We start from the raw sequence: 24,659 nt of genomic DNA on the forward strand, positions 1-24,659 counted from the left end.
TATTACCTACCATGAGGGCTACCTGCTGAGAAATGATCAAAACCACGCAAATTCATCTCAACCGCCTTACCCTCACGGAAGAATTTAACCCCTTCCGCTTGTGGCCCAATCTGCCCAATACAGGTGTAATTTGCGCCCGTGTGACTCAATGCAACTTTCAGCGCACCCCGGTTTATCTCCGGTACAGTAAAGCATAGTTCGTAGTCTTCACCGCCGCTCAATGCCCAGCGCAAAGCTTGATCAGCATCCACCTGATTTTTTAGTGCATCAGAATACGGCAAAGCATCCAGCTCAATACGTGCGCCGCAATGACTGGCTTTCAGAATATGTTGTAGATCAGAAATGAGACCATCGGAGATATCAATAGCCGAGCTGGCAAGGTCACGCAAAGCCTGCCCCTGCAAGACCCGAGGCTGTGGCCGCAAATGGCGATGAACTAGCGCCGCCCTGTCTGCCTCATCATCAACCAGCAACTCATTTTGTAAAATTGCCAAGCCAGCGGCACTGTCGCCTAATGTACCGGTCACATAAATCCAGTCACCAATCCGAGCGCCAGCGCGTTTCAGTGCTCGCCCTTCAGGGACTAAACCTTGGATGGTCAACGTCAGGCTCAGCGGCCCACGCGTAGTGTCACCGCCGATCAATTGCATACCGTAATAATTAAGCTGATCAAACAAGCTATCACTGAATGATTGCAGCCAATCTTCATTGACATTAGGTAGGGTCAGAGCAAGAGATAACCAGGCGGGATCGGCCCCCATAGCGGCTAAATCGCTAAGGTTTACCGCTAAAGATTTGTATCCGAGATCGGCCGGATCAATATCAGGAAGGAAATGAATGCCCGACACCAATGTATCGGTACTGATGGCCAACAGCTGTTTCTCTGCCACTGTAAGAAGTGCGCAGTCGTCTCCAATACCCAGTTCTACATCTCGGCGATTACTTCTGAACCGGTCAAAATAGCGGGTAATGAGGTCAAATTCGCCACATGCCATAATACAATTCCAGAAATGTTAACTGATCAATAAATTAAGGCCGGAATCCGGCCTTAATTCAAGTCGTTAATGCAACGAATTATTTTCGTTTACGCACCATCGGAGCCACCTTATCCAGCACTCCGTTGACGAACTTATGGCTATCTGCAGCACCGAAAGTTTTGGCTAGTTCGATCGCTTCATTGATTGCCACTTTATAAGGGACATCATCACGTTTGCTCAGTTCAAACAGCGCAATACGCAGAACCGCTCTTTCAACCTGACCTAATTCTTCGAGCTGGCGGGAAAGAACAGGCGCCATTAGCGCATCCAGAGATGCGGCATGAACGGCAACCCCAGACAGCAATTCGCGAAAATAGGCGATGTCTACATCTTTGACATCCTGCTCAGACAGGAACTGTAATTCAACATCAGCGATGTCGTTTTTAGACAACTGCCAAGAGTAAAGCGCTTGAACAGCGCACTCACGAGCGCGACGACGAGCAGCAGGTTTCACGGAATTCCCCTTAACTTAACTAAATTCAGCCTTTAATAGCTTTGATTACATTAATCATTTCAAGCGCGGTCAGGGCAGCTTCTGCACCTTTATTACCTGCTTTAGTACCCGCACGCTCAATTGCCTGCTCAATACTTTCTGTGGTCAGCACACCAAAGGCTACCGGGATATCGCTGTTCATGGCCACACTTGCCAGACCAGAACTCGCTTCACCAGCAACATATTCAAAGTGCGCCGTGCCCCCACGGATAACAGTACCCAGAGCAATTACCGCATCGTAACGATTTGTTTTTGCTAATACATTAGCAACCAGCGGTAACTCATAAGCACCCGGAACCCAAACAACAGTGATGTTGTCGTCCGTTACCTGGCCAATGCGCTTCAGGGCATCAATAGCACCTTCCAGCAAGCTGTCATTGATAAAGTTGTTAAAACGCGCAATTGCAATCGCCACGCGGGCATTAGGAGTAGCAACAACACCTTCGATAACGTTCATAGCTTTCCTCAATATAGGTTCATACCCCGCAGGGGGGCGGATTCTATCATATTCTTTCACGCCCCGCCCCTGCGCATTTGTAAAACGCTGGCAAGACTATGATTAGCAGAGTGAATCCCTGCTGGATAATTCATCAATACTTCGGTTTCAAGCGCAGACGCAAGTCTGGCCCCACCTGGCGCACATCACTAAATGTAAACTCTGGGGCATCTGAGAGGCGGGTTAACCCTGCTAACTGGCATAATCCTCGGGCATCACTGCCTAATAATTTTGGTGCGATATAAAGAATTAATTCATCAACCACACCGGCCTGCAACAAAGCGCCCGCGAATTGCGGCCCCGCCTCAACCCAAACAGAATTAATTTGCCGCTTACCCAATTGCATCATCAATAAGACTAAATCCACCCCATTGCCATGTCGGGGCAGCAACAATTGCTCGACATTGCCAGGCCATGTTTGCTCATCCGCCTCAACCCGGGCTAACCAGCATGGGCCATCTTGCTGTATCACCTTGTGCTCTGGCGTCACGCGGTTATGGCTATCGACGATAACTCGAACTGGCTGGCGCAGCGTATCTTGAGGATAGAGCGCTTGAGTTTCAGCATCTAATTCCTGCCAGCGCATGGTTAGCGAAGGATCATCGGCCAATACTGTGGCACTGGTACTGAGGATGGCCGAGCTTTGCGCCCGAAAACGCTGCACATCCTGACGTGCCTGCGGCGAGGTAATCCACTGGCTTTCACCCGAAGCCATCGCCGTACGGCCATCCAGGGAAGCTGCCATTTTCAGTTGTAGATAAGGAAAACCGGTGCGCATGCGCTTCAAGAAACCCAGATTAGTGGCTTCGGCCTCTGCCAGCATCAAACCGTGTTGAACCTCGATACCCGCTTGTTTCAGTTTATATAAGCCACGCCCGGCAACTTGCGGATTAGGGTCCTGCATCGCGGCTACCACGCGTTTTACACCGGCGGCAAGCAAAGCATCAGCACAGGGTGGCGTACGCCCATGGTGGCTGCACGGCTCAAGGGTGACATAGGCAGTAGCGCCACGCGCTTTCTCATCCGCCATACGCAGGGCATGCACCTCGGCATGAGGCTCACCGGCACGCAGGTGATAACCTTCACCAACAATCTCGCCGTCCCGCACCACCACACACCCGACATTCGGGTTAGGTGACGTGGTAAAACGCCCTAACCGCGCCAACTCAAAGGCACGGGCCATATAAAACTCATCGGGCTGCATGGCTTTCCTCACTTTTATGTGGTGACCATTAGCATGGTGCTAACGGCTTTACGGCTACCGCGGCTAGTCCTGCAAGCGGGCAATTTCTTCGCCAAATTCGCGAATATCTTCGAAACTGCGATACACCGAGGCAAAACGGATATACGCCACTTTATCCAAGCGTTTCAGTGCTTCCATCACCAAATTACCCACCATCTTGGTGGGCACTTCACGCTCACCAGTGGCGCGTAGCTGAGATTTAATATGACTGATTGCCGTTTCGACATCATCAGAGCTGACAGGGCGTTTTTCTAGTGCTTTCAGCATACCGCGGCGTAATTTTTCCTCATTAAAGGGTTCGCGCACCTCATCACTTTTAATCACGCGCGGCAACACCAGTTCAGCCACTTCGAAAGTGGTGAAGCGCTCATTACAATCTAAACACTGGCGGCGACGGCGCACTTGCGAACCATCGCTCACCAGACGGGAATCAATGACTTTGGTATCCACAGCGGCACAAAAAGGGCAATGCATAGCGCTTCCTGATGAGTGAGCTTAAACTTAGCAACAGTTTACCGCGAACTGCCGCGACAACAAAGGGCGGAAGCGGCAGTTTATGGTGATCAACTATGACGAAAGCTTCGGTTCATCGGATTTAGACTCAAGGGGCTTCAACCATCCCTTTTGCAGTTCTAACCAAACTTTACGATCCGGCGATAACACATTGAGAGGGTCAAAAGGATATTGGGCTGGTGTGCCCTTAATTAGCAAATGGGAAACCAACTCATAAAGCCAGGGTGCTTCCATCACATGATCGTAACCTGGCTTTTTACTTAACTCCGTTATTAGTCCATTTAATTTTAACAATTTATTTTCAAGTTGTGTTTTTTTAGTCTGCTTATCTTTAGAGAACTTTGGGAATAGAAAAGCGGAGATAGTATTGGCTAACCGCGTCCAAAAATTTTCCTGTGGATAACATAATTCCACTACTGCGGAATTTATCATTTCTAACACATCAGGAATTATTTTATTTTCAAGGTTTTTTAATTTATCAAATGTAGTCGGTAGTGAAGTTAAATTGGAGTTAATTGTGTCAATGTAAACTCTATTTTTATTATTTAACTGTTCATATTGGAGTTTTAATTCATTCAACCCTTCATTATGCAATACAGTTCCTTCAGGTATGAAGTTTTTAAGCTTGCCGACATCCGCCATTTTTTCAGTTTTAGAGAATTCAGTGTGATACATTGATACCAGACCATAAGTTACCCTATGAAGATCTTCCAACGCAATAAATTCATTATCTGCATTTTTTATCGATTCCTTTATTTTATTGATAATAACTTCTCTATTGCTCTCAGTTTTTATTTTATTAATATGATGCTCTTTAATCTTGGTTTCATTCTCTCGAGTCATTTTCTCAAGCTCAGATGAGGAAACGCCTTCCACGATATCTTTTCTGTTGATGAATTGATATAAACTGCGACCATCTTTTTCTAATTTATAACTTTTATTAAGTTCCGAATCTTGGTCTTTTTCTATATTTGAAATGAACAGATTACATCTTTCTGTCCCTTTACTTTTTTCTAAATAATTATTTACACTAATTATTACATCTTCCAGCGTCGTTACATTTGTATTTCTTTTTATTAGATTACTTATTTTTGATTTTGCATCATATTCTATCCCCGTGAAAGCAGTCACTATCTCTAGTTTTATTTTTTCCAACGTAATATTATTACTATCAGACTTATCATTTTGGTCATCATTAGTAATTACAACTTGAGTGTTACTCATAATATTTGAAACAATCATCATTACTCCCCCATTAAATTCAATGTAAACCTTAATATATAAAACACGCCTGTTACCGCCTAAACAATCGGTTAAAATTGAGTGATTAGATATTAAATAAAGGGAAATATTCATAAAAAAAACAACTTAATGACTTATTATCCTTATTAATTCCATGTGGTAAATTAATATAAAAAACACATTCACACAGAAAATAATTAGAAAAGTAATCTCTTTTAATAAAAATGCTAAAAGGGAATCATATAAATTAATGGATAGTAATTTTTACAGTGAGGACATAACAGGGAAATCGCGAATACAACAATAAAAAAACCCTGACACCGGCTATACCAGTGTCAGGGTTATAGTCTTACAGACTATCGCTTACAACTTAAGGTAGGATTGAAGGCTGGTCTGCACCTTCTTTCTCAACTTTTTGCTGCAACATATGCTCACGTTTCATACCCAGTTTCAACGCCAGCGCAGACGCAACGTAGATGGATGAAACAGTACCGATGGAAACACCGATCAGCATCGTCAGTGAGAAGCCTTGCAGCATCGCACCACCAAAGATAAACAGCATCAATACCACCATCAGCGTAGTCCCAGAAGTCATAAGGGTACGGCTTAGAGTTTGAGTCAAAGACACGTTCATGATTTCGTAAGGCGTACCGCGGCGGATCTTGCGGAAGTTCTCACGAATACGGTCTGATACCACGATACTGTCGTTAAGTGAGTAACCGATAACTGACATCAATGAAGCGACGATAGTCAGGTCAATCTCAATATGGAATAACGACAAGATCCCCATGGTAATGACCACGTCATGCGCCAAGGCGATAACCGCCCCCAGCGCCAGACGCCACTCAAAACGGAAACCGACATAAACCAAAATACTCAGCAACGCGACCAACAATGCCATACCGCCGGCCTGGGCTAAATCACTGCCCACGCTCGGCCCGACAAATTCGATGCGTTTCACTGATGCATTCTTATCAACTGACTCATTGATAACCGAGATGACTTTGTTACCCAATTCCTGCCCGGCAGTGCCGGTTGCAGGTGGCATACGGATCATCACATCACGGCTGCTACCAAAGTTTTGCAGGATTGGCGATTCAAAACCCGCCGTTTCCAGCGTATCGCGCAATTGATCCAGATCCGCAGGTTTTTCCAGGTTAATTTCAATCACCGTACCACCGGTGAAATCTAACCCCCAGTTAAACCCTTTAGTGGACATCACCACAATGGATGCCACTAACAACAGCAGTGAGATGCCGAAAGCAACATAATCCCAGCGCATAAAGTCATAGACTTTACGGCCATAGTTCAGTTGTTCAACAGTATAATCCTGTGCCACAACGTACTCCTCAAATAGACAGCTTGTTAATGCGCTTGCCGCCGTAAAGCAGGTTGACGATGGCACGAGTACCGACTATTGCGGTGAACATTGACGTTATAACACCGATTGCCGTTGTAATGGCAAAGCCTTTAATCGAACCGGTACCCACAGCATATAGAATAATCGCAGTGATCAGTGTCGTTACGTTCGCATCGACGATACTCGAGAAGGCACCTTTGTACCCTTCATGAATCGCTTGCTGGATCGTCCGCCCGTTCCTGTACTCTTCTTTTATTCGCTCATTAATCAGCACGTTAGCATCAACCGCTACCGCCAGCGTCAATACAATCCCGGCAATACCCGGCATGGTTAATGTCGCCCCCGGTAACAGAGACATCACGCCCACGATCAACACTAAGTTAGCCAACAGTGCAGTACTGGCAATCACACCAAACTTACGGTAGTAAATCACCATAAATAGGATAGAAACCGCCAAGCCCCACAAGCAGGCTTCCAGACCTTGGGTAATATTCTGAGAACCCAAGGTTGGCCCGATAGTGCGCTCTTCTACAATCTGGATTGGAGCAATCAATGCCCCCGCACGCAGCAGCAGAGAAAGCTGACGAGCTTCAGCCGGGTTATCAATGCCGGTAATGCGGAAACTGTTACCTAAGCGCGACTGAATGTTCGCGATGTTGATAACTTCTTCCTGCTTAACCAGAATCGCTCGGCCGTTAGCATCTTTTTTACCACTGTCTTTATATTCTACAAACAAAGTCGCCATCGGCTTGCCGATATTGTCCTTGGTAAAATTAGACATGACAGAACCACCCGCGCTATCGAGCGAGATATTAACCTGAGCTTGGTTATATTCGTCGGTGCTGGAGGTTGAATCGGTAATATGATCACCGGTCAGGATGACGCGCTTGTACAAGACAACCGGGCGGCCTTCACGGGTATTTTTAACTTCGGAATCGCCCGGCACACGGCCGGAGGCTGCAACAGTGGCGTCAACATTGCTGTTTACCAGACGGAATTCAAGAGTCGCGGTCGCACCAAGAATTTCTTTAGCACGTGCTGTATCCTGAATACCGGGTAACTCAACCACAATACGATCTGAACCCTGGCGCTGAACCAAGGGTTCGGCTACACCTAACTGGTTAACCCGGTTACGCAGAATCGTAATGTTTTGTTGAACGGCATATTCGCGCGCTTCCCGCAGACGGTCATCGCTCATCACCGCTTTTAAGGTATTGCTGCCATTGGAGCCAATCACCAAGTCACGGTGGCGGGAAGAAAGGTAGCTGATAGCGTCATCGCGGGTTTTATCATCGCGGAAACGCACTTCAACACCATAGTTATCTAGCTTACGCACAGTGGCATACGGGATATTTTTCTCACGCAAATCGCTGCGCAAGGTATCCATCGTTTGCTCTTGCAGCTTGCCCAGCGCGGTATCCATGTCCACTTCCATCAAGAAGTGCACACCACCACGGAGGTCAAGACCAAGCTTCATCGGCTCGGCACCTAACTTAGCAAGCCAGGAAGGCGTTGCTGGAGCCAGGTTTAACGCGATAACGTATTTGTCGCCCATCGCTTCCATCAGTGCCTCACGGGCACGTAACTGGACGTCGGGATCTCTAAAGCGAGCCAGGATTGCACCGTTTTCCAGCGCAATGGACTTGCTCGCTATGTTGTCTTTTTCTAAAACGTCACGGACTTGGACCAGCGTTGTTTCACTGGCGGCGATTCCTCGCGCACCAGTGATTTGAACAGCCGGATCCTCACCATAAAGGTTGGGAAGTGCATATAGCAGACCGATGAAGATCACAACGATCAGCATCAGATACTTCCACAAAGGATAACGGTTTAACACGGCAATTCCCTTCGGGAAAATCGAAAATTACAGAGCTTTCATTGTACCTTTCGGTAAAACGGCAGCAACGAAGTCACGTTTGATCATCACTTCAGTGGTGTCGTTCAGTGCGATGACGATATAGCCCGTTTCCGCAACTTTAGTAACACGACCCAGTAAACCACCCGTGGTTAAAACTTCATCACCTTTACCGATAGAATCCATCAGTTTTTTGTGTTCTTTGGCACGTTTTTGCTGTGGACGCAGGATCATGAAGTAGAAAATCAGACCAAATACCACCAGCATAATCACCAGGGAGTACGGGCTGCTCTGAGCCGGAGCCCCAGCGGATGCGACAGCATCGGAAATGAAAAGACTCATTAAAATTCCCTCATTGTTATCAATATCAGTAGTGTGAAATCAGTGCGATAAAACAGAAACGGTGAATCGTAACTGTTAGACCGACAAATACAAAGGTAATAATTTTAAAATCAAACGCTTACTTGTGGAGATAATGGCGGAACAGGTTTCCCTATCCGACCATAGAAATCTTCAACGAAGTTCTCTAATTTACCCTCTTCAATAGCCTGACGTAAACCCGCCATTAAGCGTTGGTAGTAACGCAGGTTATGAATGGTATTCAGCCGCGCACCCAGTATTTCGTTGCAACGGTCAAGATGATGCAAGTAGGCACGGCTATAATTGCGACAAGTATAACAATCACAATGCTCGTCCAGCGTTGCAGTATCACTCTTATGTTTGGCATTACGGATTTTTACGACTCCGTCAGTGACAAACAAATGACCATTACGGGCATTACGCGTTGGCATTACACAGTCAAACATGTCGATACCGCGACGTACACCTTCAACCAAATCCTCAGGTTTCCCCACGCCCATCAGGTAACGGGGTTTATCCTCCGGAATCTGTGGGCAAACATGCTCCAGAATGCGGTGCATATCTTCTTTTGGCTCACCAACCGCCAGGCCGCCCACAGCGTAACCATCAAAACCGATATCTACCAGCCCTTTTACGGATACATCACGTAAATCTTCGTAAACGCCGCCCTGAATAATACCGAACAATGCATTTTTATTGTTCAGTTCATCAAAGCGTTGGCGACTACGGGCAGCCCAGCGCAATGACATTTCCATCGAACGCTTCGCATAATCCCAGTCTGCTGGGTAGGGTGTGCATTCGTCGAAAATCATCACGATATCAGAGCCGAGATCATTCTGGATTTCCATCGATTTTTCTGGGCTGAGAAAAACTTTATCGCCGTTGATAGGGTTTTGGAATGTCACCCCTTCTTCTTTGATTTTGCGCATCGCACCCAAGCTGAACACTTGAAAACCGCCAGAGTCTGTCAGGATAGGGCCATGCCATTGCATAAAGTCATGCAAGTCGCCGTGCAACTTCATGATTTCCTGACCCGGACGCAACCACAAGTGGAAAGTGTTCCCCAACAAGATTTGCGCACCGGTTTCGGCAACTTCTTCCGGCGTCATCCCTTTTACTGTGCCGTAGGTGCCGACAGGCATAAATGCCGGGGTTTCTACTACACCGCGTTCAAAGATCAGACGACCACGACGGGCGCGCCCATCAGTTTTTTGTAATTCGTACTTCACATAACCTCCAGCATCAGAGAAACAGTCTGATGCGTGATTAAAAGGAGCGCATCATAACAACTGTCTAACCCGCTACACAAGCCAGCCAGCTTAAGTAGCACTTATCGTTATCTGCGTTATTTTGCAGTTTTGAGTCATATCTTTGGCATAAATCGGCCACATTCCACCTCACCGAACCCCCTCACCTACTCCCCACATACCGCGCTGTGGCTATAGTGTCGAACATATGCAATATGTTACATCGAATGAGAAAGTTGCACGAGTTAGACCTGCACCCGCCATTCTCAGAGTACAAGACCCATGGGGATATACTTGGACATGTGTGGGGGCGAGCTATGAAGTTAAATCCGGGCAACACCAGTGCAACAAAGAATTACCAGCCAACTTACACATTGCGCACGAATATTTATCCTTAGTCTGACAATCCTCCTTAAATATTTCCTTTCTCCTGCCGATAAAGATCTAAATAAGATTGAAACCGTATATTTACCTTATTGCTCAAACAGTTGGAGTGAAACCCATGATGGTCATCTTCGGGCATACGTCACTTTAGCCATTTCCGCTGTAACCAATAAATAGCCATTTTTAACTCGAAGGAAAACCATGAACAACACCCATAATATTGTTTTAAATGGAAAATCTCATTTTTTACCCGCACCGCCCCAATTTCGACTTAATCCGATCGTGCTTGCTTGCGCTGCCGCATTGGCATTTGGAGCCGCCATATCCTCCGCGCAGGCTGCTAGCTGCATTGCAAATGGCACCACTTATGCTGATTGTACAGTGGGCCAGGCAGGAACCGCCGGTGTTGATGCCTCCGGTACCTCAGGCGCGACAGGAGCAATGGTAACACAGCAGGGAACCCCGGTAATTCTGGGGCTAATGGCAGTCACGGTTTAGATGCCACCAATACCGCAACATCAGGCGGAACAGGTGACGTAGCCGTAACCGGCGGTACTATCGACGTCACGACGGGTAATTTACTTGCCGGTGGCGCAGGCGGTTCTGGTGGCAATGCCAACGGCGGCAATGGCGGCAACGGCGGCTGGCCTATACAGTGGACTAACGCCAACGGTGGCAATGGCGGAGATGCTGGTCTGGCTGGGGTCGCCGAAAATGGCGGCATGGGCGGCAACGCGATGACAGGGAGTGGGTTCAACCTAAGCAATGACGGCTCAATCATCGGTGGGTCGGGCGGTGCCGGTGGTAACGCTTTCGGTGGTGCCGGTGGCCGAGGGGGACAGGGTGCAAACAATTCCGGTCGTTCCGGCGATGGTGGTGATGGAAGTTCTGGTGGGACTGCTGGGAACGGGGCTGCGGGTGCCACTGCCGTGACAGGGAGTAATTTTCAGTTGGTCAACCGGGGTATTATCAACGGTGGAAATGGAGGGAGAGCCGGTTTAGCGACCGGTGGATCAGCGGGTGATACAGACTATGCTGGCGCGCCCCTAGGCACTATAGGTTCAGTAGGACAGGCTGGGGCCGAGGGTACGTCAGGGACTTATGGTGCCGCCGGGGTCGGTGTTGTGTCTACTAGCTCAAGCACCATCACGACATCAAATCTTATCGCTGGAGGGCTGGCGGGCAATGGAACAACGCAGGCTAACGCGATTGAATTTTCCGGCGGAAATAATACGCTGACCCTTGAGTCCGGCTACAGTTTTGTTGGTAATGTCATTAGCAGTGGTGGGGACACGCTGGCGCTAGGAGGAGATACCAATGGCAGTTTCTTTGTCTCCAGCCTCGCGGCAACATCACCGCCCTCATGGTCAGGTGCCGTGCAATATTATGGTTTCAACGACTATGTAAAAACCGGTAACAGCACCTGGACACTTAACGGTTCAACCACGGAAGTCACAGCATGGAATATCAATGCCGGTACTCTGTCAGTATCGAATGATAGCAACCTCGGAGCAGCAGAGGGTGGGCTGACTTTCAATGGTGGCACCCTGGAAAATACCGCAGCAATAAGTACAGCACGAGACATGCTGCTGAAGACCACTGGAACACTTCAAACCAACGCTAATTTAACTGCGACGGGGCTAATTTCAGGCTTGGGCTCGCTGGTCAAAACAGGCGCAGCAACACTTACTCTCACTAGTAATAACACCTATTCCGGCGGCACCACTGGGTCAGTGGTCGGAAATATCATCAACAACATAACCGCAGTGATGCACTGACTTACGGCGGCGTGATATCCGGCTTAGGTTCTGTGGTTCAGACTGGTAACGGCATGCTTATCCTGGCTGGGAAAAACACCTACACCGGTGGCACTGTTCTCAATTCGGGTACGTTGGTTCTGCAAGGCGTGAACGCGGCTGGAACCGGCGGGATCACCAATAATAATGAGATGATATTTCTGGACACGAAAGGTGAATTTAGCCATGAAATCAGCGGGACAGGTAATATCACGCTCCATGGCGGTTCAGAGGTCAGAGCTAATGCTACGACCAGCGTGTCTGCGGTAAATATCGACAACAGCAGCAAACTGACGTTGCTGGACTCTACGGTGTGGCGGGCCGGGAACGGATTTTCGAACGCAGGAACCCTCGAGCTTAATCACCTGAGCAGGTTGTCAGGAAACGTGAATAACAGCGGCGTACTGACATTGTCAAACCAGCAATATGTCACCTCATACATCGACGGCCATTTCAATAACCGCGGCAGTATGGTGCTTAATCCCACAGCAACCAGCGCAGGGAATAACCTGATAATCAACGGCGATTACGTCGGCGTACAGGGTAGTTCAGTTTCCCTGGGCGCAGTGCTTGCAGACGATGACTCGCTGACCGACCAGTTGACAATACTGGGGAATTCCTCCGGCACAAGCACACTTTACCTAGTCAATGAAAAAGGCCACGGCGCACAAACGCTTCTGGGCCTCAAGCTGATTACTGTGCAGGGTGACTCGGATGCCGTCTTTACGCAGGGTAACCGGATCTCCGCTGGGTTATATGAATACTCTCTCGTGAAAAAAGAAAATGATTGGTATCTGGATAGCCATAGCAATCAGGTAAGACCTGAAGCTGCCAGCTACGCGACCAACCTTCAGGCGGCAAATACACTGTTTACGCTGAGTTTGCACGATCGTGCTGGAGAGACACAGTACGAGGACCTGGTCACCGGTGAAACGCGTTCAACCTCAATGTGGATGCGTAACGAAGGTGGGCGCAATAAGGCATCGATGACGGATGGTCAGAACAAAACCAGCACTAACCGCTATGTCCTGCAACTGGGTGGCGACGTGCTGCAAGTATCATCCGAATCCTTAGGCAAATTTAACCTAGGGGTGATGGGGGGCTATGCTAACGCACAAGGCCAAACCTATAACAGCCAGAAAGGCTACAGCTCACGTAATACCATAACGGGTTATAGCACGGGGATGTATGGTTCCTGGTATGCGAATAACCGGGAAAAAGGAGGCTTGTACGCTGACAGTTGGCTGCAATACAACTGGTTCAGAAATCAGGTGAATGGTCAAGATATGGCAGAGGAAAAATATGACAGCCAGGGTATGACCGCGTCACTTGAAACGGGCTATGATTGGCTGGTAAATAGCTGGACGACGGCCCACGGAATCAGAAACACCTTGTGGCTGCAACCGCATGCCCAGGCAATCTGGATGGGGGTTAAGGCTGACGATCATACGGAAAATACAGGTTCATACGTGCAGGGTCTGGGCAACAATAACGTGCAGACCAAGCTGGGTCTGCGTGCTTATCTGAATGGGAAAAGTGCGTTAGATAAGGATACTGAGCGCAAGTTCCAGCCTTATGTCGAAGCTAACTGGGTGTATAATACTAACCAGTATGGCGTGCGAATGGACGGTGTGGATGACCATATCAAAGGAGCGCGTAACGTCGGAGAACTCAAGACCGGGGTGGAAGCTAAGCTGACAGCTAACCTGAGCATTCAGGGCGGCATTTCAGGGCAGATTGGCGACAACAGCTACTCCGATATCGCCGCTTCTCTGGGTGGGAAATTTAACTTCTGATTCACACCTAAACTCTTTTTTTGAGTGATATAAGCGCGGTCTGATAACAGACTGCGCTTTCATCCTAATAACCCATAAAACCAAATACTTTCAAAATCTTATAAAAAATTCTCTTACCCTTTGCCCGTCACTCTATTATTTACGGGGTGACCGGCTCTTGCGGTGCCCGTGGATTACGGCTGATAAACATAGCATCGCCGTAACTGAAAAAGCGATATTGCTCTGCAACCGCCTGCTGGTATGCATTCATAGTATTTTTATAACCAGCAAAAGCAGAAACCAACATTATCAATGTTGATTCAGGCAAATGGAAATTGGTTATTAATGCATCCACAATCTGATATTGATAACCCGGATAAATAAAGATGCGAGTATCACCAAAGAAAGGGGCTATCAGGCCATTATCGCAGGCCTTAGCGGCACTTTCCAATGAACGCACTGATGTCGTGCCCACTGCGACGACGCGATTACCACGGGCCTTACAGGCTAAAACCGCATCAACCACCTCTTGCGGCACTTCTGCATATTCAGAATGCATGATGTGCTCTTCAATGGTATCAACTCGCACAGGCTGGAACGTCCCCGCACCAACATGCAAAGTCACAAAAGCCATCTCAATGCCTTTTTCCCGCAAAGCCGCCAACATCGGTTCATCAAAATGTAAGCCAGCGGTTGGCGCTGCGACTGCCCCAGGGCGCTGGCTGTATACCGTTTGGTACAGTTCGCGATCAGCATCTTCATCAGGGCGGTCAATATAAGGTGGCAAAGGCATATGGCCGACTACATTCAAGATAGTAAAAACATCTCGCTCATCGTCAAAACGCAGCTCAAACAGTGTGTCATGACGCGCCAACATGGTGGCCCGGATGCTCTCATCATCGCCTAACAGTAACTCAGTGCCGGGTTTAGGGGCTTTTGACGCTTTGACATGAGCCAAGACGCGATGATCATCCAACACGCGCTCTACCAGCACTTCAAGTTTGCCGCCACTGGCTTTGCGACCAAATAAACGCGCCGGAATAACCCGCGTGTTATTGAACACCAGCAGATCACCGGGCACCAGTTTATCCAGCAAATCAGTGAAAATGCCGTGCGTTAATGTTCCCGTAGGGCCATCCAATGACAATAAACGGCAACCGCTACGCTGGGGCTGGGGGTAATGGGCAATTAAAGATTCTGGCAGCTCAAAAGAAAAATCGGCAACACGCATGGCTTTCCACTTCATATCAGAACAGACCCGGCCAACAGATATAAGAGGCCGGTTCACAAAAACAGGCGGCTAGTCTAGAGCCCTCAAGGGCTGGCTGCAAGAAATAAGCATATTTAGCCTTTATTTGCATTATACTCAGCGAATGAATTTTCTTGCTCACCTCCATCTTGCAACACTGGCTGACAGCTCTTTATTGGGCAATTTGCTGGCTGACTTTGTGCGCGGTAATCCACAAGGGGAATACACCCCGGAGATAGTCGCTGGCATCATGATGCATCGGCGCGTTGATGTCATGACGGATACATCGCCACTCGTTAAAGAGGCCCGAGGTTATTTCAGTGCAGATTATCGCCGGGTTGCCCCTATTACTCTGGATGTACTGTGGGATCATTTTCTGGCACGCAATTGGGATAAACTGGTACCTGCCTGTTCGCTGCCTGACTTTATTGAGCATGCGCAATGCCAAATTTTGCCACATTTGTCACTGACACCGGCCCGTTTCCAGAACCTTAATGCTTATCTATGGCCGGAGCGTTGGCTGGAACGCTACGCTGAACTACCCTTTATAGCTGATGTGTTACAAGGTATGGCTAACCGTCGGCCTAAATTAGTCGCGCTTGCAGGCTCTTTTCACGACATAGAACAACACTATCAGCCGCTAGAAAGACTCTTTTGGGATTTTTATCCTGCAATGATGCAACAAGCACAGCATAAACAAATTTAGACAAAAACATTCCTATCTATATGGTTATTGACTCTAAGTCACTTGCGCTTTCTGTCAGAATGGGTATCTTAGCAAGAGTACGAAACTAAAATCGTTGTAACAATAGGTAAAAGCTATCACAGCGATTGGTATTTATCTCTTTATTCATTGCGTTTAAATACCTATGCTGTGCCGATACTTTTGAGACAAATGGTTAATCCATCCCTAATTAACAGGAGTAATTTATGGTTCTGGTAACTCGTCAAGCCCCTGATTTTACAGCAGCTGCTGTTCTTGGTAGCGGCGAAATCGTTGAAAACTTCAACCTGAAAAAACACCTGAACGGCCGCCCTGCCGTCCTGTTCTTCTGGCCAATGGACTTCACTTTCGTTTGTCCTTCAGAGTTGATCGCTTTCGACCACCGTTACGAAGAATTCCAGAAACGTGGCGTTGAAGTTGTTGGTGTTTCTTTCGACTCCGAGTTTGTACACAACGCATGGCGTAAAACTCCGGTTGATAAAGGCGGTATTGGTGAAGTTAAATACCCAATGGTTGCTGATATCAAACGCGAAATTCAGAAAGCCTACGGCATTGAGCACCCAGATGCTGGCGTTGCACTGCGTGGTTCTTTCCTGATCGACAAAAGCGGTGTTGTTCGTCACCAAGTGGTTAACGACCTGCCACTGGGCCGTAACATTGACGAAATGCTGCGTATGGTTGATGCACTGCAATTCCACGAAGAACACGGCGACGTTTGCCCTGCACAGTGGGAAAAAGGTAAAGCAGGTATGGGCGCATCTCCAGATGGCGTTGCTAAATATCTGTCTGAAAACGCCTCTAAACTGTAATAACAGTTTATGCCACCCCTGATTGACTCGGGGGGTATCAAGCCAGTCAGTTCACACTGACTGGCTTTTTCTTATCTGCTTTATGGCAACATCTGCTCCATATCTGTGCATCTATTCCTGATTCGAGAATACCCAAAGCAGACAGCTTCAAGCACCCGCCGCAGAATTTATATAATAATCAGTTTTATTCCCAGCTGATCAAATTTGATAATGCATCAATATTTTCAATTGGTTATTTCCATTCACCTGAACTTCAACTGAGTAAAAATCACCCTGTCAGTGTCAGTAAAACTCTCTCCCTCCCCTCCGGTTACCAATTAATTAGCAGCCATAAACATTAATTCTGCTATTAATTATTACTGGCGTGTGTTTTGCACACACCATAAGCAGCGCTTTTAAGCTGCCAGACAAAAATGACCGGGTAACCCCTGGCGGGCAGGAAATAACAGGAGTCAGAATGCATTTGAAAAAATGGAACAAACCCTTGGCTGCATTGGCTTTACTGGTCAGTGGAGCATTGCATGCGGCCTCAACACCCGCAGTGGAAGCGAAAAATGGCATGGTGGTGACATCCCAGTATCTGGCTTCACAGGTTGGGACTGACATCTTAAAAATGGGTGGGAATGCCATTGATGCTGCGGTGGCCGTGGGTTATGCCCAGGCGGTAGTGAACCCTTGCTGTGGCAATATTGGCGGTGGCGGTTTTATGACCATTCACCTCGCGGATGGGACGGATACATTCATAAACTTCCGTGAAACCGCCCCTGCCGCCGCCAGCGCCGATATGTATTTGGATAAAGAGGGTAAAGTCACTAAAGATGCCAGTCTGTATGGCTATCTGGCCGCGGGCGTGCCCGGCACAGTCTTGGGAATGGACAGCGCACAGAAGAAATACGGCAAATTAACTCGCCAACAGGTCATGGCTCCGGCAATCAAACTGGCACGGGAAGGATTTGTATTGACCCGCGCCGATACTGATATTTTGGACACAACGGTTAAGCACTTCCGTCAAGATCCTGAATCGGCTCGTATTTTCCTACGAAAAGACGGTGAAGCTCTACAACCGGGTGACCGCCTGATTCAAGCTGATCTGGCTGATACTCTGACGGCTATCTCGGAGAAAGGGCCAGATGCTTTCTATCAGGGGAAAATACCGCAAGCCGTTGAAGCCGCAGCTAAAAAAGGCGGGGGTATTTTGACTGCTGCCGATTTTGCCAATTATAAAATCACAGAAACCGCCCCTATTACCTGTAGCTATCGTGGCTATAAATTCGTGTCGTCCCCTCCACCTAGCTCCGGCGGCGTGACCTTGTGCGAAACTTTAAATGTCCTTGAGGGCTATGACCTGAAGAGTATGGGTTTTAACTCTGCTGCTTACATCCATACACTGACAGAAGCTATGCGCCATGCCTATATGGATCGCAATACTTTCCTCGGTGATCCCGAGTTTGTTAAGAACCCGACTGATCGCCTGTTGAGTAAAAGTTATGCCGCTGATATTCGTAAACAAATCGTCGCCAACAAGGCCACGCCATCAGTAGAAGTTCAGCCGGGCATGCAACCGCATGAAAAACCTGAAACAACGCATTATTCCATTGTCGATCATGATGGCAATGCCGTCTCCACTACCTACACCGTGAATGGCCGCTTTGGCGCGGTAGTGATTGCACCCGGCACAGGCTTTTTCCTGAATGATGAAATGGATGATTTTACCGTCAAAGTCGGTGAGCAAAATCTGTATGGTTTGGTTCAGGGAGCCACCAACTCTATCGCCCCCGGTAAGCGCCCACTATCGTCTATGAGCCCGACATTAGTGACCAAAGACGGTAAGACATTTATGGTCTTAGGCTCACCGGGTGGCTCGCGGATTATCACCATTACCTTGCAAACTGCATTGAACGTCATTGACCACGGTATGGCACCACAAGAGGCCGTGGATGCGCCTCGTATTCATCATCAGTGGTTACCTGATGAAGTCTATTATGAACAGCGTGGTGTGTCCGCAGATAGCCTTAATCTACTGAAAAATATGGGATATAAAATGGTCGAGCAGAATCCATGGGGCGCTGCGGAGCTAATTTTGGTTGGTTTAGCGGGAGTTGAGGGCGTCAGCCCTACTAACTCGGGTAATGATTCTGCGGTCTCAGGGAAAGTCCGCGAGGGCTATCTGTATGGGGCTAATGATGTTCGCCGCCCTGCGGGTGCGGCCATCGGCTACTGATAGCGATTGATTACCAATGCTATTCATCCCCCATCAATATATCGACGGGGGAATTTACTGGTTTATTTATGTCACCACGGCAATGTATGCCCTTGATAATCAATAAAGCCGTGACCGCCCTTACCGGAAGCGCGCTCAATTTGGTCGACAACCCCCTTCACACTGGTCGCAATCGTCAGTGGCGCAGCATCCCCACCCATATCCGTTTTTACCCAACCCGGATGAATGGATAATACCGTCAGTGACGGGTCGGCTACCTCAGCAACCAAATTGCGCGTCATCATATTCAATGCTGCTTTACTAGCTGAATACAAAGGCTTATGGCCGGAAGCATTATGCCCAAGACTCCCTAACTGCGAAGACATAAAGGCTAAGACACTGCGGTTTGGATTACGCTGTGCCAGCAGGTGCTGGGCAATACGAATCGGTGAAATCGCATTGGTTTGGAATAATTCGAGGATCTCCTCCGGTTTGGCATCAACCGCTGATTGATGTTTCGGCCCAGAGATACCGGCATTAATAAATATCAGATCAAAGACCTGCCCCTGCACCTGTGGTAAAAAGGCTTTAATACTTTCAGGCTGGTTAATATCCAATGTTAACCAATGGGCCGCATGTGCAGCGCTATCTTTTGCTACACCGCGAGTCGTCGCCGTCACTGACCATCCTCGACGGTTAAGCTCATCAGCCAACCCCAGACCCAAGCCCCGAGAGGCCCCGATAATCAATGCCTGTCTTTTAGTTGTGCTCATCATATTTTCCCTTTGGTGGATTTACCTGACAACTGTCTATACCCGTCATATACATCATATCTCACCCAAAGAAAAAGCGGCGCTTAGCCGCTTTTAATATCTTTATCCTGCAGGGCCAACTCTTAAGTTAGCACTCACTATGGCTAATAACTAAGATTGACCACGCCACAATGTGACATTCTCGCCAGACAATTGCAGATTGATGCCCGCGTCAGTGATATTCAGCTCGGACGCCCCCTCCAAACGTTGCCATTGCGTAACATTCAGTAAAGGAGAAACCGGCAGGAAGACATCACTAGCATGATTGCGTTGTATGGCGACCATCACCCGTTCGCGCTGATAACTGCGAATAAAGACCAGAGAATCGCCATTGGCGTGAATAACCTGACAACCGCCGCGCCGCAATGCCAAACTCTTGTGCCGTAAGGCCGCCATGCGCTGACATAATTTCAGCAGATCGCTATCCCACTGCGCCTCATCCCAAGGGAAAGGTTTACGGCAGAATGGGTCATTACCACCATCCAAGCCGATTTCATCGCCATAAAACAAGCACGGCACACCAATCCAGCTAAATAACCATATTAGCGCCATTTGCATTCGCGTTTTATCGCCATTCAGCAAAGTGATAAAACGGGCGGTATCATGGCTATCCAATTGATTAAATGAACGCAGCTGATGACCATGAGGCAATCCGGCACGATATTCATCCATCCAATAGGCACAATCCTCGGCGCTGAGTTTTATGGGATGATAGGCAACATCACAGCCCGCCAGGAAGCTGCGTACCGGCAAAGCAAATCCCATATAATTCATTGCCGCGTCTTCCACTCCGGCATGTAACCAATTTCGTGCATCGCCAAAGTGTTCGCCCAGAATATAAGCTTGAGGATTTTCCTCTTTCGCCGCCTGATAAATCCCCGCCAAATGGTGTAAATTCCCTTTCGCGCCGCCCTCTTCTCCCAGCATATGCACCACATCCAGCCGCCAGCCGTCGATACTGTAAGGCGGCTTCAACCAATGGCGCACCACACTGTCTTCGGCGCGATAAATTTGATTAACAACATCTTCATTAGCGAAGTTAAGTTTTAGTAAGCTGGCATGGCCTTTCCAATCCAGTGCCCGCCCATCGGGGAAGAAATTAAACCAGCCCCGATAAGGTGAGTCGGGGTGATGACAAGCGCCATTTTCCCCTTGCTGATGGCGATCAAACCAATGGTGGGAATCCCCGGTATGGTTAAACACGCCGTCGAGCACCAATTTGATACCGGCATCGCGAGTGGCGCTGCGTAGTTGTAGAAATGCGCTCTCGCCGCCCAAGTAGGGATCAACCTGATAATAATCTTGCGTATCGTATTTATGCACACTGGGCGCGGTGAAAATCGGGTTGAGATAGAGCGCGGTCACCCCTAATTGTTGTAAATAGGGGAGTTTTTGGCTGATACCGGCTAAATCACCGCCGTAGAATGTCGAGGCGGCATTCACATCATCCAGTGGCTGTTGCCAGTCACGGCGTGCTACCGGATGGCCGGCGGCATGATGAATATAACTGCCATTTTGCACCCCATGCTCACCCTGGCTGCTGGCAAACCTGTCGGGGAAGATTTGATAAAAAATCTGGTCGGCCACCCAGTCTGGGCCGCTATCGGGTAACTCAATAGCAAACTGAGCCAATTGCGCCGGAGGAACGACTGAAAATCCTAATGGGCCGAACCACAGTTGGTCATCATTCCACAACAGTTTGAAGCAATAACGCCGCGCGGGCTGGCCTTCATGTAACGGTAATTTCGCGCGATAACGCCAGAAACCATTGATCAGTTCGCCCTTCATACTGAGTAGCCATTCTTCATTATCTGGCTCACAGCGTAAGAAAACCTGTGCCGGTAAATTATCACCTTGTAGCCACTCTCCATGTAACCACAGTGTGATATGTAATGCATCGCCGCGCTGACGGACAAAAGGCGCGACCGGTAAATGCCAACCACTAAGCATAAAATTCTCCTGCTTTAACCAAAACGCTTGCTGTTAAGGCTATCTGGTGCAGACATTAACGCCGCGACACATTCACCTGTATATATAAATCACCTGTATAAATAAATCGGTATCAACAATGCCATGTTGTGAATATTTATCCCTCATCTATCAGCATAAATATTGAGGATGAGGGCGGGGGCGGAGAGAGCCAAATGAAAAATATCATTTTAAAAATAAAAAAGCCGGGACATTTCCCGGCTTGATACTCGATATTGATTCAATGTTACTCAGCGGTTTTCAGCGCCGCCGCTTTCTTCTTCTGATAGCTGACCTTAAAGTAATATCCCACCAGCAACAGGACAATCCACACCAGCCCGACATACAATGAGATGCGCGTTGCTGGGAACCAACCAATCAGCCCAATGATAAACACCAAGAAAATGATAGCCACCACCGAAGTAAAGGTGCCACCACGCAGCGGGAAATCCAGCGCCTTAATCTTTTCTTTGCTCAACGAGCGGCGGAAACCAATTTGGGAGAACAGGATCATAATCCACACCCAAACAGTCGCAAAAGTCGCGAGCGAAGCAATCACCAGGAACACATTTTCCGGCATAATGTAGTTGAGATAGACCGCCGTTAGCATCGCCCCCATCATTACTAACACCGTGACCCACGGCACTCCGCGTTTAGAAATGGCAGCAAAAGCTTTCGGCGCGTGGCCCTGCTCGGCCATTCCGTTAAGCATACGGCCCACCCCGAACACATCACTGTTAATGGCTGATAATGAGGCGGTAATCACCACAAAGTTCAGAATCCCAGCAGCAACCGTAATCCCCATGTGCTGGAAAGTCAGGACAAACGGACTGCCGTTAGTGCCGACTTGGTTCCACGGGTAAATAGACATGATGACAAACAAGGTGCCGACGTAGAACATCAAAATACGCCATGGCACTGAGTTGATGGCTTTCGGAATAGACTTTTTCGGGTCTTCTGCTTCACCGGCAGTAATACCGATAATCTCAATCCCACCATAAGCAAACATCACCAGTTGCAATGACAGAATCATGCCGACAAAACCGTTGCTGAAGAAGCCGCCGTTAGTCCATAAGTTATGAATACCGGTCGGCTGCCCGCCATTACCAATACCCCAAACAATGATACCAATACCCGCTAAAATCATGATGATGATGGTGGCAACTTTGAAGAATGAGAACCAGAACTCCAGTTCGCCGAACACCTTAACACTCATCATATTGACGGCACCAATGATGAGGACAACACTTAGCACCCATATCCAATGAGGCACATCCGGGAACCAGACCCCCATATAGATACCGAATGCGGTCACATCAGCAATCGCAACAATCAGAATCTCAAAACAATAAGTCCAGCCGGTGATATAGCCCGCCATTGGCCCAAGGTAATCTTGTGCATAACGTGAGAAAGAACTGGCTTGCGGATTATTGACTGACATCTCGCCCAAGGCCCGCATGATGATAAATGCCACCACGCCACCAATCAGGTATGCCAATAATACGCTTGGCCCCGCCATTCTTATTGCATCAGCCGAACCATAGAATAAGCCGGTACCTATTGCTGACCCCAATGCCATAAAGCGGATGTGGCGTGTCGTCAGGCCGCGTTTCAGCTTATTTTTGACTGGTAATTCCATGAACTTTATCCCGTCTTTTTTCAGCAAAAAGCCACGGGGATGAGCCGTGGCTAAAAATATCCGATGACCGTGCCGTTATTGCTTAGCAGCAATTTCCTGGCGACAGCACAGGCGATCGTACAACCCAATGACGATGAATACCAGTAGGGATGGCGACAACCATGCCAGACCTTGCTCAGCTAACGGCAGATTTTGAGTCCATTCCGGTAGGTAATGTGCAAAAGTCGAGGCTTTTACCGCATCAAGGATACCGAACAGCAAGCTGACCAACATCACCGGAGCCACAATACGGGAAGCATTATGCCACCAGCGCAAAGTGAAACTCATCAACACCAATACAATGCAGGGTGGATAAATTGCAGTCAGCACTGGAATGGAAATCTGAATCAGATGGCTTAGCCCCAGATTCGACACCATCATTGAGAAGATACCGAGGATAAACACCAATGCGCGATATGACAGCGGCAAGTACTGAGCAAAGAATTCAGCACAGGCGCAGGTCAGGCCCACAGCGGTCACTATACAGGCGATGAAAATTAATGCAGCCAGGAACACGCTGCCCAAACCACCAAAGGTGTGCTGAACATAGGCATGCAATACCACCGCCCCATTTTGGGCATCGGGTACCAAAGCACCACTACTTGAACCCAGCTTAAACAAGCTCAGGTAGACCAACGTCAACCCGACACCGGCAATCAAACCCGCCCAAATGGTATAGCGCGTCAGTAATCCAGCAGAAACCACACCTCGTGACCGGGCAGCATTGACGATGACGATACCGAACACCAACGCGCCCAAGGTATCCATAGTCAGATAGCCATTAACGAAACCAGAAGAGAAGGCGGCATTCTGATAAGCATCAGTAGCGGGAATCAATGGGCCGGCGGGCCAAATCAAAGCCGCAATACCCAAAATAGCCAGCGCTAAAATTTTCAGTGGGGCCAGAATATGCCCGACCGTATCGAGCAAACGCCCTGGATACAAAGAAATCCCAATAACCAATGCGAAGTAAACCACACTGTAAATAAACAGCGGCAACGGGCCATCACCGGTTAAAGGCGCGATACCCACTTCGAAGGAAACAGTGGCAGTACGCGGAGTAGCAAACAGAGGGCCAACGGCCAGATAGCAGACGGTCGCCAGCACCAAACCAGCACCGCGGCCAATGGGAGAACTCAGAGCATCAATCCCTCCGCCCACTCGAGCCAGCGCGATGACGGTAATGACCGGCAATCCAACCGCGGTAATCAAGAAGCCCAGAGCGGCCCACCACACATGTTCACCCGACTGTAAACCGACCATCGGCGGGAAGATGATGTTGCCAGCTCCAACAAATAAGGCAAAGGTCATAAAACCTAATGCAATAATATCTTTAGATGATAAACGATGACTCATAGTGATGTGCGTTGCCTAGTTAAATGATCAAAAGAAAAAGTCCTTGAGTTGTGGTCTTTCCT

The 24,659-nt window shown here is 48.3% G+C and carries 22 protein-coding genes; 7 read left to right on the plus strand and 15 right to left on the minus strand.

Features of this window, described 5'->3' with window-relative positions:
• Positions 1-2 precede the first annotated feature (2 nt).
• From thiL to tgt, 10 genes are all read right to left on the minus strand, one after another.
• Positions 3-995 carry a thiamine-phosphate kinase gene (gene thiL, locus DXZ79_RS14915; RefSeq protein ID WP_038631482.1) on the minus strand — a complete coding sequence of 331 codons (993 nt, stop codon included), beginning with the start codon at positions 993-995 and terminating at the stop codon, positions 3-5.
• Between the two features lie 79 nt (positions 996-1,074).
• The gene (gene nusB / locus DXZ79_RS14920; protein WP_038631480.1) at positions 1,075-1,491 is read right to left on the minus strand and encodes a transcription antitermination factor NusB; all 417 of its coding nucleotides are present in this window, start codon (positions 1,489-1,491) and stop codon (positions 1,075-1,077) included.
• Between the two features lie 25 nt (positions 1,492-1,516).
• Entirely contained in the window at positions 1,517-1,987 is a 471-nt protein-coding gene (ribH, locus tag DXZ79_RS14925; protein ID WP_004393184.1) for a 6,7-dimethyl-8-ribityllumazine synthase, read from the minus strand.
• Between the two features lie 133 nt (positions 1,988-2,120).
• Positions 2,121-3,230, minus strand: coding sequence for a bifunctional diaminohydroxyphosphoribosylaminopyrimidine deaminase/5-amino-6-(5-phosphoribosylamino)uracil reductase RibD (ribD, locus tag DXZ79_RS14930; RefSeq protein ID WP_120011407.1), 1,110 nt, complete (start codon positions 3,228-3,230; stop codon positions 2,121-2,123).
• A 63-nt stretch (positions 3,231-3,293) separates the two neighbouring features.
• Entirely contained in the window at positions 3,294-3,743 is a 450-nt protein-coding gene (gene nrdR / locus DXZ79_RS14935; RefSeq protein ID WP_004393175.1) for a transcriptional regulator NrdR, read from the minus strand.
• Positions 3,744-3,836: 93 nt separating this feature from the next.
• Positions 3,837-5,027, minus strand: coding sequence for a hypothetical protein (locus DXZ79_RS14940; RefSeq protein ID WP_050291382.1), 1,191 nt, complete (start codon positions 5,025-5,027; stop codon positions 3,837-3,839).
• A gap of 367 nt (positions 5,028-5,394) precedes the next feature.
• The gene (secF, locus tag DXZ79_RS14945) at positions 5,395-6,363 is read right to left on the minus strand and encodes a protein translocase subunit SecF (protein ID WP_120011408.1); all 969 of its coding nucleotides are present in this window, start codon (positions 6,361-6,363) and stop codon (positions 5,395-5,397) included.
• A gap of 10 nt (positions 6,364-6,373) precedes the next feature.
• Positions 6,374-8,221 carry a protein translocase subunit SecD gene (secD, locus tag DXZ79_RS14950; protein ID WP_071841783.1) on the minus strand — a complete coding sequence of 616 codons (1,848 nt, stop codon included), beginning with the start codon at positions 8,219-8,221 and terminating at the stop codon, positions 6,374-6,376.
• A gap of 27 nt (positions 8,222-8,248) precedes the next feature.
• Positions 8,249-8,581, minus strand: coding sequence for a preprotein translocase subunit YajC (gene yajC / locus DXZ79_RS14955; RefSeq protein WP_005166605.1), 333 nt, complete (start codon positions 8,579-8,581; stop codon positions 8,249-8,251).
• A 110-nt stretch (positions 8,582-8,691) separates the two neighbouring features.
• The gene (tgt, locus tag DXZ79_RS14960; RefSeq protein ID WP_038631469.1) at positions 8,692-9,828 is read right to left on the minus strand and encodes a tRNA guanosine(34) transglycosylase Tgt; all 1,137 of its coding nucleotides are present in this window, start codon (positions 9,826-9,828) and stop codon (positions 8,692-8,694) included.
• Between the two features lie 603 nt (positions 9,829-10,431).
• Between tgt and DXZ79_RS14965 the strand changes: the two genes are divergently transcribed.
• The 4 genes from DXZ79_RS14965 to DXZ79_RS14975 all read left to right on the plus strand — a co-directional run bounded on the left by DXZ79_RS14965 (position 10,432) and on the right by DXZ79_RS14975 (position 13,822).
• Positions 10,432-10,728, plus strand: a complete 297-nt coding sequence (locus DXZ79_RS14965) for a hypothetical protein (protein ID WP_038631466.1) — start codon at positions 10,432-10,434, stop codon at positions 10,726-10,728.
• Between the two features lie 108 nt (positions 10,729-10,836).
• Positions 10,837-10,971 carry a hypothetical protein gene (locus DXZ79_RS21140; protein ID WP_261369751.1) on the plus strand — a complete coding sequence of 45 codons (135 nt, stop codon included), beginning with the start codon at positions 10,837-10,839 and terminating at the stop codon, positions 10,969-10,971.
• Positions 10,968-12,008, plus strand: a complete 1,041-nt coding sequence (locus tag DXZ79_RS14970) for an autotransporter-associated beta strand repeat-containing protein (protein WP_162928752.1) — start codon at positions 10,968-10,970, stop codon at positions 12,006-12,008. The genes DXZ79_RS21140 and DXZ79_RS14970 overlap by 4 nt, the downstream gene beginning before the upstream one ends.
• A 53-nt stretch (positions 12,009-12,061) precedes the next feature.
• Positions 12,062-13,822 carry an autotransporter outer membrane beta-barrel domain-containing protein gene (locus tag DXZ79_RS14975; protein ID WP_051957665.1) on the plus strand — a complete coding sequence of 587 codons (1,761 nt, stop codon included), beginning with the start codon at positions 12,062-12,064 and terminating at the stop codon, positions 13,820-13,822.
• Positions 13,823-13,961: 139 nt separating this feature from the next.
• Here the strand turns inward: DXZ79_RS14975 and queA are convergent, their stop codons facing one another.
• Positions 13,962-15,032, minus strand: a complete 1,071-nt coding sequence (queA, locus tag DXZ79_RS14980; protein ID WP_120011640.1) for a tRNA preQ1(34) S-adenosylmethionine ribosyltransferase-isomerase QueA — start codon at positions 15,030-15,032, stop codon at positions 13,962-13,964.
• A gap of 142 nt (positions 15,033-15,174) precedes the next feature.
• On the opposite strand from queA, the gene DXZ79_RS14985 reads away from it, so the two are divergent.
• The 3 genes from DXZ79_RS14985 (at position 15,175) to ggt (ending at position 18,804) form a co-directional block, all read left to right on the plus strand.
• Entirely contained in the window at positions 15,175-15,756 is a 582-nt protein-coding gene (locus DXZ79_RS14985) for an acyl carrier protein phosphodiesterase (protein WP_038631459.1), read from the plus strand.
• A gap of 224 nt (positions 15,757-15,980) precedes the next feature.
• The gene (locus DXZ79_RS14990; RefSeq protein WP_120011410.1) at positions 15,981-16,583 is read left to right on the plus strand and encodes a peroxiredoxin C; all 603 of its coding nucleotides are present in this window, start codon (positions 15,981-15,983) and stop codon (positions 16,581-16,583) included.
• A gap of 457 nt (positions 16,584-17,040) precedes the next feature.
• Entirely contained in the window at positions 17,041-18,804 is a 1,764-nt protein-coding gene (gene ggt / locus DXZ79_RS14995; protein ID WP_120011411.1) for a gamma-glutamyltransferase, read from the plus strand.
• Positions 18,805-18,875: 71 nt separating this feature from the next.
• On the opposite strand, the gene DXZ79_RS15000 is transcribed toward ggt, so the two are convergent.
• From DXZ79_RS15000 to brnQ, 4 genes are all read right to left on the minus strand, one after another.
• Entirely contained in the window at positions 18,876-19,556 is a 681-nt protein-coding gene (locus DXZ79_RS15000) for an SDR family oxidoreductase (protein ID WP_038631452.1), read from the minus strand.
• A gap of 150 nt (positions 19,557-19,706) precedes the next feature.
• Positions 19,707-21,545, minus strand: a complete 1,839-nt coding sequence (gene malZ, locus DXZ79_RS15005) for a maltodextrin glucosidase (protein WP_038631450.1) — start codon at positions 21,543-21,545, stop codon at positions 19,707-19,709.
• 265 nt (positions 21,546-21,810) lie between these two features.
• Positions 21,811-23,202 carry a proline-specific permease ProY gene (gene proY / locus DXZ79_RS15010; RefSeq protein ID WP_038631448.1) on the minus strand — a complete coding sequence of 464 codons (1,392 nt, stop codon included), beginning with the start codon at positions 23,200-23,202 and terminating at the stop codon, positions 21,811-21,813.
• Positions 23,203-23,277: 75 nt separating this feature from the next.
• Positions 23,278-24,597 carry a branched-chain amino acid transport system II carrier protein gene (gene brnQ / locus DXZ79_RS15015; protein ID WP_038631446.1) on the minus strand — a complete coding sequence of 440 codons (1,320 nt, stop codon included), beginning with the start codon at positions 24,595-24,597 and terminating at the stop codon, positions 23,278-23,280.
• Between the last annotated feature and the right edge of the window lie 62 nt (positions 24,598-24,659).

This window comes from Yersinia rochesterensis (assembly GCF_003600645.1).
Taxonomy (GTDB): domain Bacteria; phylum Pseudomonadota; class Gammaproteobacteria; order Enterobacterales; family Enterobacteriaceae; genus Yersinia; species Yersinia rochesterensis.

Excerpts from the sequence above, each read along its gene's own strand:
- DXZ79_RS14965 (WP_038631466.1), top strand. The coding sequence starts at position 10,432 with ATGAACAACACCCATAATATTGTTTTAAATGGAAAATCTCATTTTTTA.
- DXZ79_RS15000 (WP_038631452.1), bottom strand. The coding sequence starts at position 19,556 with ATGAGCACAACTAAAAGACAGGCATTGATTATCGGGGCCTCTCGGGGC.
- yajC (WP_005166605.1), bottom strand. The coding sequence starts at position 8,581 with ATGAGTCTTTTCATTTCCGATGCTGTCGCATCCGCTGGGGCTCCGGCT.
- ribH (WP_004393184.1), bottom strand. The coding sequence starts at position 1,987 with ATGAACGTTATCGAAGGTGTTGTTGCTACTCCTAATGCCCGCGTGGCG.
- DXZ79_RS14970 (WP_162928752.1), top strand. The coding sequence starts at position 10,968 with ATGACAGGGAGTGGGTTCAACCTAAGCAATGACGGCTCAATCATCGGT.
- ggt (WP_120011411.1), top strand. The coding sequence starts at position 17,041 with ATGCATTTGAAAAAATGGAACAAACCCTTGGCTGCATTGGCTTTACTG.
- nrdR (WP_004393175.1), bottom strand. The coding sequence starts at position 3,743 with ATGCATTGCCCTTTTTGTGCCGCTGTGGATACCAAAGTCATTGATTCC.
- thiL (WP_038631482.1), bottom strand. The coding sequence starts at position 995 with ATGGCATGTGGCGAATTTGACCTCATTACCCGCTATTTTGACCGGTTC.
- malZ (WP_038631450.1), bottom strand. The coding sequence starts at position 21,545 with ATGCTTAGTGGTTGGCATTTACCGGTCGCGCCTTTTGTCCGTCAGCGC.
- queA (WP_120011640.1), bottom strand. The coding sequence starts at position 15,032 with ATGCGTGTTGCCGATTTTTCTTTTGAGCTGCCAGAATCTTTAATTGCC.
- DXZ79_RS14990 (WP_120011410.1), top strand. The coding sequence starts at position 15,981 with ATGGTTCTGGTAACTCGTCAAGCCCCTGATTTTACAGCAGCTGCTGTT.
- DXZ79_RS14940 (WP_050291382.1), bottom strand. The coding sequence starts at position 5,027 with ATGATGATTGTTTCAAATATTATGAGTAACACTCAAGTTGTAATTACT.
- DXZ79_RS14985 (WP_038631459.1), top strand. The coding sequence starts at position 15,175 with ATGAATTTTCTTGCTCACCTCCATCTTGCAACACTGGCTGACAGCTCT.
- DXZ79_RS14975 (WP_051957665.1), top strand. The coding sequence starts at position 12,062 with ATGCTTATCCTGGCTGGGAAAAACACCTACACCGGTGGCACTGTTCTC.
- proY (WP_038631448.1), bottom strand. The coding sequence starts at position 23,202 with ATGGAATTACCAGTCAAAAATAAGCTGAAACGCGGCCTGACGACACGC.
- brnQ (WP_038631446.1), bottom strand. The coding sequence starts at position 24,597 with ATGAGTCATCGTTTATCATCTAAAGATATTATTGCATTAGGTTTTATG.
- ribD (WP_120011407.1), bottom strand. The coding sequence starts at position 3,230 with ATGCAGCCCGATGAGTTTTATATGGCCCGTGCCTTTGAGTTGGCGCGG.